12 protein-coding genes are annotated in these 14,651 nt (G+C 65.3%); 6 read left to right on the forward strand and 6 right to left on the reverse strand.

What is annotated here, in order from left to right:
* The coding region (locus tag EBS11_RS21500) for an SHOCT domain-containing protein (RefSeq protein WP_365955925.1) at positions 1 to 151 on the reverse strand (151 nt) is incomplete at its 3' end.
* Positions 152 to 172: 21 nt separating this feature from the next.
* Positions 173 to 2,488, reverse strand: a complete 2,316-nt coding sequence (locus EBS11_RS21505) for a hypothetical protein (RefSeq protein ID WP_290606233.1) — start codon at positions 2,486 to 2,488, stop codon at positions 173 to 175.
* Between the two features lie 334 nt (positions 2,489 to 2,822).
* Between EBS11_RS21505 and EBS11_RS21510 the strand changes: the two genes are divergently transcribed.
* The 3 genes from EBS11_RS21510 to EBS11_RS21520 all read left to right on the forward strand — a co-directional run bounded on the left by EBS11_RS21510 (position 2,823) and on the right by EBS11_RS21520 (position 5,082).
* The gene (locus tag EBS11_RS21510) at positions 2,823 to 3,059 is read left to right on the forward strand and encodes a hypothetical protein (RefSeq protein ID WP_290606235.1); all 237 of its coding nucleotides are present in this window, start codon (positions 2,823 to 2,825) and stop codon (positions 3,057 to 3,059) included.
* A gap of 189 nt (positions 3,060 to 3,248) precedes the next feature.
* Positions 3,249 to 3,944 carry a YXWGXW repeat-containing protein gene (locus tag EBS11_RS21515; protein ID WP_290606237.1) on the forward strand — a complete coding sequence of 232 codons (696 nt, stop codon included), beginning with the start codon at positions 3,249 to 3,251 and terminating at the stop codon, positions 3,942 to 3,944.
* A 109-nt stretch (positions 3,945 to 4,053) separates the two neighbouring features.
* On the forward strand, positions 4,054 to 5,082 hold the full coding sequence (locus EBS11_RS21520) for a transporter (protein ID WP_290606239.1): 1,029 nt from the start codon (positions 4,054 to 4,056) through the stop codon (positions 5,080 to 5,082).
* Positions 5,083 to 5,136: 54 nt separating this feature from the next.
* Here the strand turns inward: EBS11_RS21520 and rnk are convergent, their stop codons facing one another.
* Both rnk and EBS11_RS21530 read right to left on the reverse strand, forming a co-directional pair.
* Positions 5,137 to 5,544 carry a nucleoside diphosphate kinase regulator gene (gene rnk / locus EBS11_RS21525; protein WP_162835757.1) on the reverse strand — a complete coding sequence of 136 codons (408 nt, stop codon included), beginning with the start codon at positions 5,542 to 5,544 and terminating at the stop codon, positions 5,137 to 5,139.
* A 155-nt stretch (positions 5,545 to 5,699) separates the two neighbouring features.
* Positions 5,700 to 6,071, reverse strand: a complete 372-nt coding sequence (locus EBS11_RS21530; protein WP_290606244.1) for a hypothetical protein — start codon at positions 6,069 to 6,071, stop codon at positions 5,700 to 5,702.
* An 80-nt stretch (positions 6,072 to 6,151) separates the two neighbouring features.
* Between EBS11_RS21530 and EBS11_RS21535 the strand changes: the two genes are divergently transcribed.
* The gene (locus tag EBS11_RS21535) at positions 6,152 to 8,044 is read left to right on the forward strand and encodes an EAL domain-containing protein (protein WP_290606245.1); all 1,893 of its coding nucleotides are present in this window, start codon (positions 6,152 to 6,154) and stop codon (positions 8,042 to 8,044) included.
* A 53-nt stretch (positions 8,045 to 8,097) separates the two neighbouring features.
* On the opposite strand, the gene EBS11_RS21540 is transcribed toward EBS11_RS21535, so the two are convergent.
* Positions 8,098 to 9,774 (reverse strand): peptide chain release factor 3, encoded by a 1,677-nt coding sequence (locus EBS11_RS21540; protein WP_290606302.1) that lies wholly within the window; start codon positions 9,772 to 9,774, stop codon positions 8,098 to 8,100.
* Between the two features lie 185 nt (positions 9,775 to 9,959).
* Between EBS11_RS21540 and EBS11_RS21545 the strand changes: the two genes are divergently transcribed.
* Both EBS11_RS21545 and EBS11_RS21550 read left to right on the forward strand, forming a co-directional pair.
* A complete protein-coding gene (locus EBS11_RS21545) occupies positions 9,960 to 12,014 on the forward strand; it encodes a methyl-accepting chemotaxis protein (RefSeq protein ID WP_290606247.1) in 2,055 nt (684 codons plus the stop codon).
* A 238-nt stretch (positions 12,015 to 12,252) separates the two neighbouring features.
* The gene (locus EBS11_RS21550) at positions 12,253 to 13,062 is read left to right on the forward strand and encodes a Crp/Fnr family transcriptional regulator (protein ID WP_290606249.1); all 810 of its coding nucleotides are present in this window, start codon (positions 12,253 to 12,255) and stop codon (positions 13,060 to 13,062) included.
* A gap of 81 nt (positions 13,063 to 13,143) precedes the next feature.
* Here the strand turns inward: EBS11_RS21550 and EBS11_RS21555 are convergent, their stop codons facing one another.
* The gene (locus EBS11_RS21555) at positions 13,144 to 14,559 is read right to left on the reverse strand and encodes a CHASE3 domain-containing protein (RefSeq protein ID WP_290606251.1); all 1,416 of its coding nucleotides are present in this window, start codon (positions 14,557 to 14,559) and stop codon (positions 13,144 to 13,146) included.
* Positions 14,560 to 14,651: the final 92 nt, after the last annotated feature.

Consider the following 14,651-nt stretch of genomic DNA (forward strand, 5'->3'; position numbering starts at 1 on the left):
GCACGGGCAGCGGCGCGGGCGCGGCGCCGGGCGGCGCATACTCGGCGTCGAGGATGGCGTTCTTGCGGCGTTCGAATTCCTGCTCGCTGAGCAGCCCGTCGTCATGCAGGGCGCGCAGTTCACGCAGCTTGTCTCGTGCTTTTTGCATCATCTAAGGCGAAACGCTTCCCAATCAAGGCTGCAGGGGGACGCCGCAAGCAGCGCAGAATTTGTCTTCCGGATGGCCGGCGCGCAGCGCATGGCCGTTCTTGCAGCGCGCCGGCGCGGCGCTGGCCAATGCCGGCTGCAGCGCCTGCGCCACGGCCACGCCCACCTGCGCCTGCGCCGACAGGCCATGCGCATGCGCCGCGTTCTGCAGGTTGATCAGGTCCAGCTGCTGGCGCCGTTCGCGCTCCACCTGGCCTTCCAGGTAGCTGCGCTCCTGCGCCACGCTGTCCTGCGCCATGCGCATGGCCTCCAGCGGCGCGACGCTGTTCTCGGCCGCCGCCAGGGCGGCCAGGGCGTGGATCTGTTCGGCGCTCATGCCCGCCTGCAGCTGCACCTTGAGCACCTGCGCCAGCGCGGCCGCATTCGGTCCCTGCGCCATGGCCACCTTGCCGGTGTCGCTCAGGGTGCCGATCTTCTCGATGCGGTCGATGTCGATGCGCGCCAGTTCGGCCGCATGCGCCTGCTGCGCCAGCAAAGCTTCGTACTCGCCTTTCCAGCGCGCGTAATCGCTTTCGCGCTGCTGCGCCATGGCCAGCAGGTCGCGCTGCCACTGCGCTTCCTGTTCCAGCTGACGCAGCTGCTGGCGCTGTTCCTCGATGGCCAGCGCGTCGAGCTGCGCCAGGTGCGCCTGCTGCTGCAGCTGACGCGCATGCACGCCGTCGGCCTCGATGGTGCGCAGCAGCTTTTCCTGCTGCGCGACGGCGTCTTCGCGCACGCCGCCGCGGCGCAGCGCCGCGACCTTTTCGGCGATTTCCGCCGCCTGCACCTGCGCCGCTTCATCCTTGTGCGCCTCGGCGCGCAGCAGTTCGCGCTGGCGCGCCAGCTGCATCTGGTCTTCCCACTCCTGCACCCGCTCCGCCTCGCGCTTGCGCGCCGCATTCGCCAGCATCAGGCCCTGCCAGGCGGCCTTGTGCTGCTCCGCTTCCAGCTGCGCCTCGCGCTGCGCCGCCTCCATCTCGGCCTGGCGCAGGCGCGCCAGCTGGGCGCGGCGGCCCGCCTCGTCGTCGATCAGCAGCGCGCTCTCGATCTGCTGCGCGATGGACTGCAAATGTACCTGGTGCGTGAAGCGCTGCTGCGCCATCTGGATCTGTTCGCGCCCGTTCAGCTGCGACAGTTCCAGCTCGCTGCGCATCTTGATGGCGGCCAGCGCGCGCACGTGCTCCCAGTTCGCAGCCTCGTCGGCCCGCTGCGCGCCCTTCTGCGCCAGTTCCTGTTCCAGCTCGCCCAGCGCCAGCGCGGCGCCGTGGTCCAGCGCCTGGCGCCGCGACTTCGCTTCCAGGATGCGGCCATACAGGTCGATCTGGCGCCCGCGCAGCGCCTGCAGGCGCTCCGCTTCCTGGTGGCCCAGCTCGGCCTTCCCGACCGTGGCGTCCTGCTGCAGCTCGGCGCGCCGCTGCGCGTGGCGCGCCGCCATTTCCTCGCGGCGGATGCGCTGCCACTCTTCCTCGTCATACAGCTGGTCGAGCTGCTGCATGCGCTCCAGGCTGTGCCGTTCCAGTTCCTGCGTCGGCACGCCGCCCAGCCACAGGGTGCCGATGCTCTCTGCCGCACCGCTTGCGCGCTTGTCGTGGCGCAGGCTGAGGGTCTCCACGCGCGCCACGGCCAGGCCGGACGGCGCCAGGCGCTGCGTCAGCGCCGACTGCAGGCGTTCGTTCAATTCGGGACGCAGGTCGGCATGCGCCTCCATCTCGCGCAGCGCGCGGCTGCCGATGAATTCCAGCGCGATCTGGCGCACGGAGGGCAGCAGCAAGGCGTGCAAATGGGCGCGCGTGACGGCGCCCGGCGCGCGCATGAACTGGCGCGCAAACGCATCGGGCTGGCCCAGGGCGACGTCGACGCGCAGGGCAGCGGCGACGCCGAGCAGTTCCGTGCTGGCCAGGTCGGGCAAGTCGAATTCGAGGCCCAGCGCATCGGCGCGGGCGATCAGCACTTCGGCCGGACGCGCCGGCAGCAGGCCAGGCAGGCGGGCAAAGAAGGCGGCGCTGTCGTAGTCGCCCGGGGGTATCAAGGTGAAAGCGTCCGTCTGCACGATCCAGGCGCGCGATTCGGCGGGCACCTGCAGGCGGCGCGCGGCGCTGCCGAACAGGGAAGACAGTTCGCGCACGCCAAAGAACAGGGCCAGCTGCTCGTCGGCCAGGCGCCATTGGTTGGCATGCAGCACCGCATCGCTGTCGGGCGCGCCCAGCGACAGGCCGCACTGCGCGCAGTAGCCGGCGGCGGCGCCATTCCTGTGCTCGCAACGGGGACAGCGGGCGCCGCCAAAACCAAACAATTGGAACATGTGTGACTCCTGATGAGAATGATTGTGCACGCGACGGTGCCGCCATGCCGATTCTAGCAGGACAGCTGACGCAGCACTGGCCGCGCACAGCATGGGCACTGCATGGTGCAGCGTCAAATAATGCCATGCGGCAATTACATTCATATGCCCGGATACAGGGCTATTTAGGCCTCAATTCAAGCGGTCGGCTCGCCGGATCGGGCCAACGGCATTTCAGTGCCGTTTTTTTGCAGGCCGTCCCGCCAAAACCACGGCTGGTCGCATCCGCATGGCGCGCCGGCATGCGCATGGCTACAGTACACACATCCCCACCCGCCACCCGAAAGGAACGATCATGAAAGCCTTGAAAAACATGGAAGCCATCTTCACCGTCGCCGTCGCCATCGCCTGCGGTGCCAGCTACGCCAGCTTCATGCAGCCATCGACCGCCAAGGCCGCCGATGTGGCGCAGGCGAACGCCATCCCCGTCGTGGTGGTCAGCGCCAAGCGCATGACGGAACAGGAAAAGAAAATCTCGCTGATCCAGGAGCGGCAAGCCTTGCTGGGCAATGCCGGCACCAGCACCCTGTGAGCCATCCATGCCGACAGCACGCCGCCTGGCGCCCGCTTGAAGACTGCCGCGCCAGGCCGCCATTTGTATCGGCCACGGATACACGGACACACAGCATTGTGTCAATTGTAATAAGTTGAATCAAAGGCGAAAACGCCGCCAGCAAGCCGCTATAGTCCATTTCACGCAATTACCGAAATGGAGACGGAAATGAAACCCATCACACTCTACGCAGCAGCCATGCTTGCCATCAGCACCGCGGCCTTCCTGCCCGCGCAAGCCATGGCACAAGGCCAGGTCGGCGTCAGCATTGTCGTCGGCAACGCCCCGCCCCCGCCACGGTTCGAAAGCGTGCCCGCACCGCGCGCCGGCTATGTCTGGGCACCGGGCTACTGGAACTGGGACGGCCAGCGCCACGTCTGGACAGGCGGCGAATGGCTGCGCGAACGGAACGGCAACCAGTACCGCCGCGCCGCCTGGATACAGGAAAACAACCGCTGGCGCCTGGACCGCGGCGGCTGGGTCGCGGCGCAGGTACAGCCCGTGCGCTATGACGACATCCGCATCGCCCCGCCGCCGCCGCGCCGCGAAGCCATCCCCCGCGCCCGCCACGGCTACGTCTGGGCACCGGGCCACTGGGAATGGCGCAGCCAGCGCTACGCCTGGACTCCCGGCGTGTGGATCGCCGAACGCCCCGGCTACGTGTATGCACCGCCCGCCTGGAACCAGCGCGATGGCCGCTGGCAGATGGAACAGGGCCGCTGGTCGCGCGGACCGAACGGCGACCGCGACCACGACGGCATCCCCAACCGCTATGACCGCGACAATGGCAACCGCCATGACCGCGACGGCGACGGCATCCCGAACCGCGACGACCGCCGCCCCGACAATCCGCGCCGCAGCTGATCCGCATGAACACCAGGGCCACCGCGCGCGGTGGCCTTGTCATTTTCCCGACACATCCGTGTATTAGAATCGCGCGACGATCAATCACACTGCGCGAGAAAGATTCACGATGGCGATGGACAATGCCGGCTTTACCTACGGTTCGGACACCTCGGGCCTCGTCTGGGGCTTCCTGTTTGGCCGCGAAGCCCAGCCGCTGGCGCTGGATTCCTCTGCCGCCCTGGCCTGGCTGGCCGCCGGCGCGGCCCACCCGGCGCACGAATTCGCCTGGCTGCATTTCAACCTGTCGCATGCGGCCAGCGAAAAATGGCTGCAGGCGCATACGCAGCTGGCCGGCGAATTCTATGAAACCCTGCACCAGGGCTCCCGCTCCACGCGCATCGAACAGGCGGAAAACACCCTGATCGCCGTGGTCAACGATGTGGTGCACAATTTTTCGTTCGAAGCGTCCGACATTTCCACCATGTGGGCCAGCGTGGCGCAAAACCTCGTCATCACGGCGCGGCGCGCGCCGCTGCAGTCGATCGAGCGCCTGCGCCAGGCCGTCCTCAAGAACCATGAGCCGATCCGCTCGTCGGTGGAACTGCTGATCCATCTGCTGCGCGACCAGGCCGACGTGCTGGTCAACATCGTGCGCGACGCCGTGGCGCGGGTCGACGATATCGAGGATCATTTGCTGGCCGGGCGCCTGGTGCCGAAGCGCGAGGACCTGGGCGCCATGCGCCGCGTGCTGGTACGGCTGCAGCGCCTGCTGGCACCGGAACCGGCGGCCCTGTTCCGCCTGCTGCAGCGCCCGCCTTCCTGGGTATCGGAGCTCGACAGCCTGGAACTGCGCCAGTCGACGGAGGAATTTTCGGTGGTGCTCAGCGACATGTCGTCCCTGCAGGAACGCATCAAGCTGCTGCAGGAAGAGATCGCCGCCAGGGTCAACGAGGAAAACAGCCGCAGCCTGTTCGTGCTGACTATCGTCACCGTGCTGGCCTTGCCGATCAATATCATCGCCGGCATGCTGGGCATGAACGTGGGGGGGATTCCGCTGGCCCAGCATCCGCAGGGCTTCTGGATCATCGTCGCCATCATCGTCACGTTTACGGTCGTGGCCGGATGGCTGGTGGTGCGCGTGCAACGCAATAGTTGAGTATTGGCAACACGGCCTGGCGGGCGAACGGCAGGCGCCGTCCGCCATCACTGCTTAGCGGTGGTATTCACCGGCCCGTTCAGGCTGATAGACGATTTCCTCGATCTTCACTTTCACCACGCCGCCTGGCATGGGCCAGGCGATGCTGTCGCCCACGGACAGGCCCAGCAGCGCGCTGCCCACGGGGGCCAGCACGGAAATGCGGTCGGCCTGGCCTTCCACGTCCTTCGGATACACGAGCGTCAGGCAAAACTCTTCCTTGTTTTCCACCGTGAAGCGCACGGTGGAATTCATCGTCACGACGGTCGGGGGAATCTCCTGCGGTTCCAGCACCTCGGCACGGCCCAGCTCATCGAGCAAGGCGGCCTTGTCCGGCGACAGATTATTTCCCAAGGCATACAACAACGCTTCCAGTCGTTCCAGGTCTTGTGACGACAAAATAATTTTTGGTTTTTTTTCCAAGATATCCTCACTATTTATCATTAGGGCGGCGTCCGGTTTTGCTGGCGGCAGCGGACTTGGCCGCAACAGACAAAACAAACAGCATCAGGACGTCCATCATCAGCGGATTATGGACGAACTCGCGGAGCAAGGCCATAGCGTTTGTACATTCCCCATTAAAATTTATAAAAATCAATGACTTGCAATGTAATATTTATCTTCGTCAAAAAAATGCGGCAGTGCCCGCACATTCCCGCAGGGCTAGGCGAGATATTCCATACGGCATTGTATTTACGGTGGAGCATATTTTTGAGGGGGAAAAACATGCTGCCGAAAAAAGGATTAAAATCAGGATAAATTATTATTAGAAAGACACGTCCGTACCGCAGGCTGGCGCCGCCGTTTTTCCCGGCAACCGCGGTTGCGTTGCCGGCCGTCCGGACGCCGTGGCACGTGCATGGCTGCATCCCCTGTACTTTCACGCTGCAAAATGACAATATGTCGGCCTTAACAACACGTTGAGAGTTCCGGCTCACATCGGTTTTCATCAGACTGGAACGTAAAGTATGGCAGGGCAAGGCGGGATGACACGGGGCGGCGGCAGGCGGGGCCGGCAAGGAAGGGCGCCATGATGGCTCCGTTGATGCTGCCCTCGGCGCAGTTGCGCGGGGACAAGGTAGCCAGGCTGAACCTGCTGGCCGCGGCGGCCATGCTGGCGGCCGCCAGCCTGCTGCTGGTGCTGTTCCAATGGTTTTTCTTGCAAGCATCGCTGCAGCGCAACCTGCAGATACAGGCCGGCATGCTGGCCCCGGCCGCCACCTTGGCCTTGCGCCAGGACAATCGCCTTGCCGCAGAGCAAACGCTGGCCGCCCTTGCCGCCGCCCCCCACATTGAGCAGGCCCTGCTGTACCAGCCGGGAGGCCAGCCATTTGCCCGCTATGCGCGCAGCGCTGCCGGTGCCGCGCCCGCCGCAGCGCGCGCGGGCATGCAGGTAGATTTTCTGACCGGCAACGCTACTTTCGTCCAGTCCCTGCCTGGCGGGGGCGCGCTGCTCCTGCGCACCAGCCTGGCGCAGCAATACCGCAGCCTGGCGCACTTCGCCGCCTTCACCCTGCTCGTCAGCCTGTGCGCCTTCGGCCTGACGGCCCTGCTGGTGCGCCGCACGCGCCTCGCCGCCCAGCAGGCGGAAAACCACCTGCACTACCTGGCCCACGTCGATCCCGTCACGCAGTTGCCAAACCGGCATGAGTTCAACGATGCGCTGGCCTACGCGCTGGCGCGCGCCGACCGCCAGGACAGCAGCGTGGGCCTGCTGCTGCTGGACCTGGACAATTTCAAGGTGGTCAACGACACGCTGGGCCACCACTGCGGCGACCAGCTGCTGAAACTGGTGTCCGAACGCCTGGTGGCCATCCTGCGCACCACCGACATCATCTGCCGCATCGGCGGCGACGAATTCGTCGTCATCGTCGAACCGGCCGACGACGCCTCGGAAATGGCCAGCGTGGCGCGCAAGATCCTCGCCGTGCTGGCCGAGCCGTTCGCCCTTGAAGGCCACCAGCTGTACGTCAGCGCCAGCATCGGCGTGAGCCTGTACCCGTTCGACGCGCACGACGTGGCCACCCTCACGCGCAATGCCGATACGGCCATGTACCACGCCAAGCACCAGGGCAAGAACCGCTACGCCGTGTTCCAGTCCGAGATGGAGCTGCGCGCCCAGCGCCGCCTGCGCATGGAGGCCAATTTGCGCCGCGCGCTGCAGAACGAAGAGCTGTATCTGCACTACCAGCCGCAGATCGACCTGCGCAGCGGCCGCATCGTCGGCGTGGAAGCGCTGGTGCGCTGGACCTGCCGCGAGATGGGGCAGCTGAGCCCCGCCGAATTCATCCCCGTGGCCGAGGAAAGCGGCATCATCGTCGACCTGGGGCGCTGGGTGCTGCAAAGCGCCTGCCGCCAGGCGGCCAGCTGGTGCAAGGCGGGCCTGCTCGACTCGCTGGAGCACGTGGCCGTCAACCTGTCGGCCTGCCAGGCGCGCGACCCGGGCCTGATGGACGACATCCACGCCATCCTGCACGAAACGCAGCTGCCGCATGGCTTGCTGGAGCTGGAAATCACGGAAGGGGTCCTGATGGATAATGTCCACGCCAACGTGGAACTGATGCGGCGCCTGCAGGACACGGGCATCCACCTGTCCATCGACGATTTCGGCACCGGCTATTCCTCGATGTCCTACCTGAAGCGCCTGCCCATCGACCAGCTGAAGATCGACCGCAGCTTCGTGCACGACCTGCCCGGCGAGGGCGAAGCCATCGTCACGGCCATCATCGCCATGGCGCACAGCCTGCACCTGAAAGTGGTGGCCGAAGGCGTGGAAACGCTGCAGCAGGTGGAATTCTTGCGCAAGGCGGGCTGCGACAACGTGCAGGGCTTCTTCTTCGCCCGCCCCATGACGGCGGCGCAGCTGACGGCGCTGCTGCTGGAGCGGCGCGACTGGAGCACGCGCACGATCTTGCCGGTGTAAAAAAAAGGGCAGAACCGCCGGTTCTGCCCTTTCTGACACCTACTGCAGGTTCATCAGGCCAGTTTCGCCGAATGTTCGCGCGTGGCGTGGAACTTCAGCTTCGGCCAGCGCTCTTCCGTCAGGCGCAGGTTGACGCCGGACGTGGCCAGGTAGGCCATGTTGCCGGCCGCATCGTAGGCCACGTTGTGGCCCAGCGCGTTCTCGAAGTCCTGCAGGACGCGCTTGTCGTCGCAGCTGACCCAGCGCGCGCTGCTGATGCTGGTGCCTTCGAAGACGGCATCGACGCCGTATTCGTTGAGCAGGCGGCTGGCGACCACCTCGAACTGCAGCACGCCGACGGCGCCCAGTACCAGTTCGCCGCCCTGCACCGGCTTGAAGACCTGTACCGCGCCCTCTTCGCCCAGCTGCTGCAAGCCCTTGTGCAACTGCTTGATTTTCAAGGGATTACGGATGCGCACCGAGCGGAAGAAGTCCGGCGCGAAGTACGGGATGCCCGTAAACGTCAGCATCTCGCCTTCGGAAAAACTGTCGCCGATCTGCATGTTGCCATGGTTCGGCAAGCCGATGATGTCGCCGGCGTACGCCTCTTCCACCTGTTCGCGCGACGACGCCATGAACGTCACCACGTTCGACACCTTGATCTCGCGCCCCAGGCGCAGGTGCTTGACCTTCATGCCGCGCTCGAAACGTCCCGAGCACACGCGCAGGAAGGCGATGCGGTCGCGGTGCGCCGGGTCCATGTTCGCCTGGATCTTGAAGACGAAGCCCGTGAATGGCTGCTCGGTCGGATCGACGGAACGCACGGTGGCATCGCGCTCGCGCGGCGCCGGCGCCCAGTCGACCAGCGCGGAGAGGATCTCGCGCACGCCGAAGTTGTTGATGGCCGAACCGAAGAACACGGGCGTCTGCACGCCGGAGAGGAATTCCTCCAGGTTGAACGGATGCGAGGCGCCGTGCACCAGTTCCACTTCCATGCGCAATTGATCCATCTCAAGCGGGAACATCTCCTGCAGGCGCGGATTGTCGATGCCCTTGATGATTTCGAAGGCGCCGTCGGCCTTTTCCTCGCCGGCCTTGAACAGCATGATCTCGTCGTTCAGCAGGTGATACACGCCGCGGAAGTTCTTGCCCATGCCGATCGGCCAGGTGACGGGCGCGCACTGGATCTTCAGCACCGATTCCAGTTCGTCGAGCAGTTCCAGCGGATCGCGCGTCTCGCGGTCCATCTTGTTCATGAAGGTGACGATGGGCGTATTGCGCATGCGGCAGACGGCCAGCAGCTTGATCGTCTGCGCTTCCACGCCCTTGGCCGCATCGATCACCATCAGCGCCGAGTCGACGGCCGTCAGCACGCGGTAGGTATCTTCCGAGAAGTCCTGGTGGCCCGGGGTGTCGAGCAGGTTGACGACGTGGTCGCGGAATTCGAACTGCATCACCGAGGAGGCGACGGAAATGCCGCGCTGCTTCTCGATCTCCATCCAGTCCGACGTCGCGTGGCGGCCCGATTTGCGGGCCTTGACGGTACCGGCCATCTGGATCGCGCCCGAGAACAGCAGCAGTTTTTCCGTCAAGGTGGTTTTACCCGCATCCGGGTGGGAAATGATGCCGAAGGTGCGGCGGCGCTGCACTTCGCGCGCGATCACGGCCGGCGCCTTGCTGCTGACGGATGCCGCGGCGCTGTCCGCGCTGTCGGTGGAATCGGGGGTGTTGCTGTCGTTCTCGTTGGCCATATTGGTGACCATAATATGGCCCTCGCAAAAAACCCTCGATTTTACAGAAGGATCGGCCTTCCGTGTGAACTGCTTCACTCTGGCGGACGGCAAAATCGCCTTCTCTGGGCGCACTTCATCAAGGGGTCACAATCCGCAGGCAACATTGCGCTGCAGAAATGTTGCCACCCTACCCTGGAAATCCGATGAAAATCCTCCTCACCCCCGCCATCCGCCTCATGCAGCGCCTGCGCCTGCTGCCCAAGTTCATGCTCGTCTGCCTCGTCTTCCTGCTGCCGCTGGCGCTGGCGACCACCCTGCTGATCTCGGAACTGGGCAAGTCGCTGGCCCAGGCGCAGGATGCACAGCGGGGCGTGGCCTATGTGCGCCAGTTGCAGGAGGCCACGCGGCTGCTGCAGCAGCGACGCGGCCTGGAACACTTGCGCCTGAGCGGCAAGGCCGGCATGGACAACGCGGCCCTGGCGCCGCGCATCACGGCCGCGCTGGCGGCCCTGGCGCGCCTGCCGGCCGGCGCGGGCCTGCCGCAGGCGGCCGAACTGAACAAGCAGTGGCAAGCCTTGCTGGGCCGCCAGGCGGGCCTCGCGGCGCGCGACAGCTACGCGGCGCACACGGCGCTGCTGCGCCAGGCGGGCAAGCTGGGCCAGCTGGTGGCCGACCGCTCGCACCTGAGCCTGGACCCGGACGCGGGCGCCAACCACCTGAGCGCCGTCTTCACGGCCACCCTGCCCGACCTGGCCGAGAGCCTGGCCGACATCGGCGGGCGCGGCGCCGCCTATATCGACACGGGCCTGTTCGAGGCCAATGAAGACCAGCTGGTCAACGCCACGGCGCTGATCGCGCGCCACGAACTGGAACGCCTGCCGGCCCGCTATGCGGAAATCATCGCCGCCAAGCCGGCGCTGGCCGCCAGCCTGCAGCCGGCCCTGAAAGCCGTGCCGGCCGCGCTGGCCTTCCTAGAACGCACGAAGAATGAAGTGACGAACTCCTACGACCAGACGTCGGGCGCGCAATTCCACGCGGCCGGCATGCAGGCCATCGATGCCCTGCACGCCCTCGCCGGCGCCTCGGCCAACGCCCTGGACGGCTTGCTGCTGGAGCGCATCGCGCGCGACGAGGCGCGCCGCGCCCTGATCCTGGCCGCCATGCTGCTGGTGCTGCTGGCCGCCGCCTACCTGTGCGCCGGCTTCTATGCCGCCTTTGCGCGCGATGTAGGACAGCTGCGCACGGCCGTGGCTGCCGCGGCGGCGGGCGACCTGTCGCAGCGCATCACCTCGCAGGCGCACGACGAGATCGGCGACCTGGTGCGCGACTTTGGCGCCATGACGCATGGCCTGGCCACTCTGGTGCAGGAAATCCGCGGCGGCGCGGCCGTCATCGCGGCGGCCGGCGCCGATATCGCGCAGGGCAACGCGGCCCTGTCCGGCCATACGGCCACGCAGTCGGAGGCCCTGGGCGCCACCGTGGACTCCATGCGCGAGCTGACGGCCACCGTGGGCCGCAACGAAGCGCACGTAGGACAGGGACGCACCCTGGTGGCGTCGGCCGCCGAAGTGGCCCTGCGCGGCGGCGAAACCGTCAGCGCCGTGGTCGAGACCATGGCCTCGATCAAGGCCAGCTCGCACAAGATCGTCGACATCATCGGCGTCATCAACGGCATCGCCTTCCAGACGAATATCCTGGCCTTGAACGCGGCCGTGGAAGCGGCGCGCGCGGGCGAACAGGGGCGCGGCTTTGCCGTCGTGGCGGCCGAAGTGCGCAGCCTGGCGCAGCGCTCCAGCGAGGCGGCGCAGCAGATCAAGCGCCTGATCGGCGATTCCGTGGCCACCGTGGACGCCGGCGGCGACCTGGTCAATGCAGCGGGCAGCACCATGCGGCAAGTCGTCGACGCGGTGCAGCAGGTGGCCGTAGTCATCGGGCGCATCAGCAGCGCCGGCGCCGAGCAGAATGGCGAGATTGCGCAGATCAACGTGGCGCTGGCGCAGATCGACGACATGACACGCCAGAACGCGGGTCTCGTCGACGAAGCCCGCGCCGGCTCGCTGCGCCTGCACGAGGAAGGCGAGGCGCTGACGCAGGCCGTCAGCCGCTTCCGCCTGGGCGACAATGGGGCCGCCGCCATGCGCCAGGCAGCGGCGCCGGCGGCGCGCGACAGCCTGCCCAGCGTGCGTCCGGCAGGCCTGTGGAGCGCCAATAAACCGCGCGTAATATCACAAAATCGCGGGGAACGGCGCAAGGCTTGACAGGCAAACGTGCGCATGTAGGACAAGGACTACAATTTCACCTCAAAAGAGACTACAAAGTGGCGACTGCTAATCTTATGTTCGCCACTTACATAAGCTTTTAAAGTAGCTACATCGCGATCTGTACTGCGCGGCCGGAAAAAACGCTGTTGCCTCCCTTCACCGATGGAGAGGGCGGCACCTCCGGCCAGCAACGCAGCAGTCGCACTCCGATGTAAAAAAGCCTGCGAGGAATACTATGAACCATACTCAACTTAGCACCCCGGTCCAGAAGAACCAGTTGCTGCCACGCGCCATGCCGGCGGCGGGCCGGGAGATCAAGCTTGCGTCCCGGGTCAGCCTCAGTAGTGCTCAACAGAATGAATTGCTGGGCGCCTTGCCGCGCGCCGCGCTCGAATCGCTGTTCCAGGACCTGGAACTGGTGGAACTGCCCTTCGGCAAGGAACTGTATGCCTACGGTAACAACCTGGAATACAGCTACTTCCCCACCACCGCCATCATTTCACTGCTGTACGTCATGGAAGACGGCGCCACGACGGAAATCGCCGTCGTCGGCCATGAAGGCGTGGCCGGTGCCTCGCTGCTGGCAGGCGAACGGGCCATGTGCACGGCCGTCGTGCAAAGCGCCGGCTACGGCTACCGCCTGAAGACGCAAAGCCTGCGCGATGCCTTCAATCAAGGCGGCGCCCTGCCCCAGCTGCTGATGCGCTACACGAATGCCCTGTTCGCGCAGATGGCGCAGAACGCCGTCGGCGGCCGCCACAGCTCGATCGAGCAAAAACTGTGCCGCTGGCTGCTGGACCGCCTGGACCGTTCGCCTTCGAACGAATTGAAAGTGACGCAGGAGCTGATCTCCATCATGCTGGGCGTGCGCCGCGAAAGCATCACGGCCGCCGCCGGCAAGCTGCAGGAAGAAGGCTTGATCCATTATCGCCGCGGCAACATCACGGTGCTGGACCGCGCCGGGCTCGAGTGCTACGCGGGCGAGTGCTACAAGGTCGCCAAGACGGAATACGACCGCTTGCTGCGCGACGTGTCGCGCTGCTGATGCGGGACCGCCCCTGACCGGGCGGCGTGGATAAAAAAATGGCCGGGCTGCATGCCCGGCCATTTTTTTGCCCGTCACGACTCAAACGCTGGCGTCTTCGTCGAGTTCTTCCGGCTCCGGCGTCAGCGGCAAGGGAATCACGGCTTCCACGCACGTACCCTTGCCTTCCGGTCCCTGGCGCACGGTCAGCGTGCCGCCCAGCAGCAGGGCCCGCTCGCGCATGCCCAGCAAGCCGTGCGACATGGGCTTTTGCAGCGCCTCTTCCGTGATGCCGATGCCGTCGTCGATGACGCGCAGCACGAGGCCGTGCTCGTTGCGCTTCAGGGTCACGCTGACCATGCCGGCGCGCGCATATTTCAGGATATTGGTCAGCGACTCCTGCACGATGCGGAACAGGGCGATCGTCAGGGTCGCTTCGCGGTTGTCGATATTGATGGCCACGTCCGTATCGCAGCGCACCGAACTCATGCGCGCAAAATCCTCGCAATAGCTTTCGATGGCGGCGCACAGGCCCAGGTTGTCCAGCAGGCTGGGGCGCAGGTCCTCGACGATGCGGCGCTTCAGCTCCACCGTTTCCAGCAGGGTCGCCTTGGCGCGGCGCAATTGCGCGGCCAGTTCCGGCTGCGCGTGTGCCAGCTGCTGCGTGACGGCGCCCAAGTCCATGCTGATGGACGTCAGGTTGGCGCCCAGCTCGTCGTGCAACTCGCGCGCCAGGCGCGCCTTCTCCACTTCATTGACGCTGATCAAATGCCGCGACAGCACGGAGAGCTGCTCCGTGCGCTTGGTTACCGTCGATTCCAGGGTATCGTTGGCATTTTGCAAAGCATACTCGACGGCGGCCCGGTTCTGGAAGCTGCGCCGCACGAGCTGGTAAAACATGATCAGCACGAGGATGGCCAGCGCATTGATGCCTATGCCCAGCAGCACGGCCTTCTGGTACTCGTGGTAAAAGGCGGCGCTGCCGGACGACAGCGCTTCATTCTGTTCGCGCGTCATGATCACCACCTGCAAGCGGATCTCGTCCATGGTGGCGCGGTCATCGGTGACGCGCGAGATATTGACGATCTCGGCCAGCCCGCCCTGCTTGTAGACCTCGATCGACTGTTGCAGCATCGACATCTTGCGGCGAATCAAGGTTTTCAGCTGGGTCAGGTTCTTCAGCTGCGTGGGGCTGCCTGCCAGCAAGGTCTGCAGCTCATTGAATTCATTTTCGATTTCCGTGGTCGCCGTTTTCGACGGTCCCAGGTAGGTTTCCGAGCCGGAAATGAAATAGCCGCGCAAGCTGCTTTCCGCATCGAGCACGAGCACGTTCAGATATTGCAGGCGGTCGGCCACGCGGGCGCTCTGGCTGAGCAAGGCATTCGTGCCCTTCAGCGACTGCAGATTATGGAAGAGACTGAAACCATTGAGTACAAGCAGCAAGGCGCAAACAACGCACAGTATCGTCTTGTACAGGGGCAGGCGGTGATTCGGGGCCGGTTCAACGGTGAAATACATCCTGATGTGCATCCTTAGCAAGGTTCGGCGCGGGAGAGAGGGCCGGCGCCGGCCAATTATAATCCTCGCCACAAACTGCTGCACTGCACAAC

This window comes from Janthinobacterium sp. (assembly GCF_009923995.1).
GTDB lineage: Bacteria > Pseudomonadota > Gammaproteobacteria > Burkholderiales > Burkholderiaceae_D > Janthinobacterium.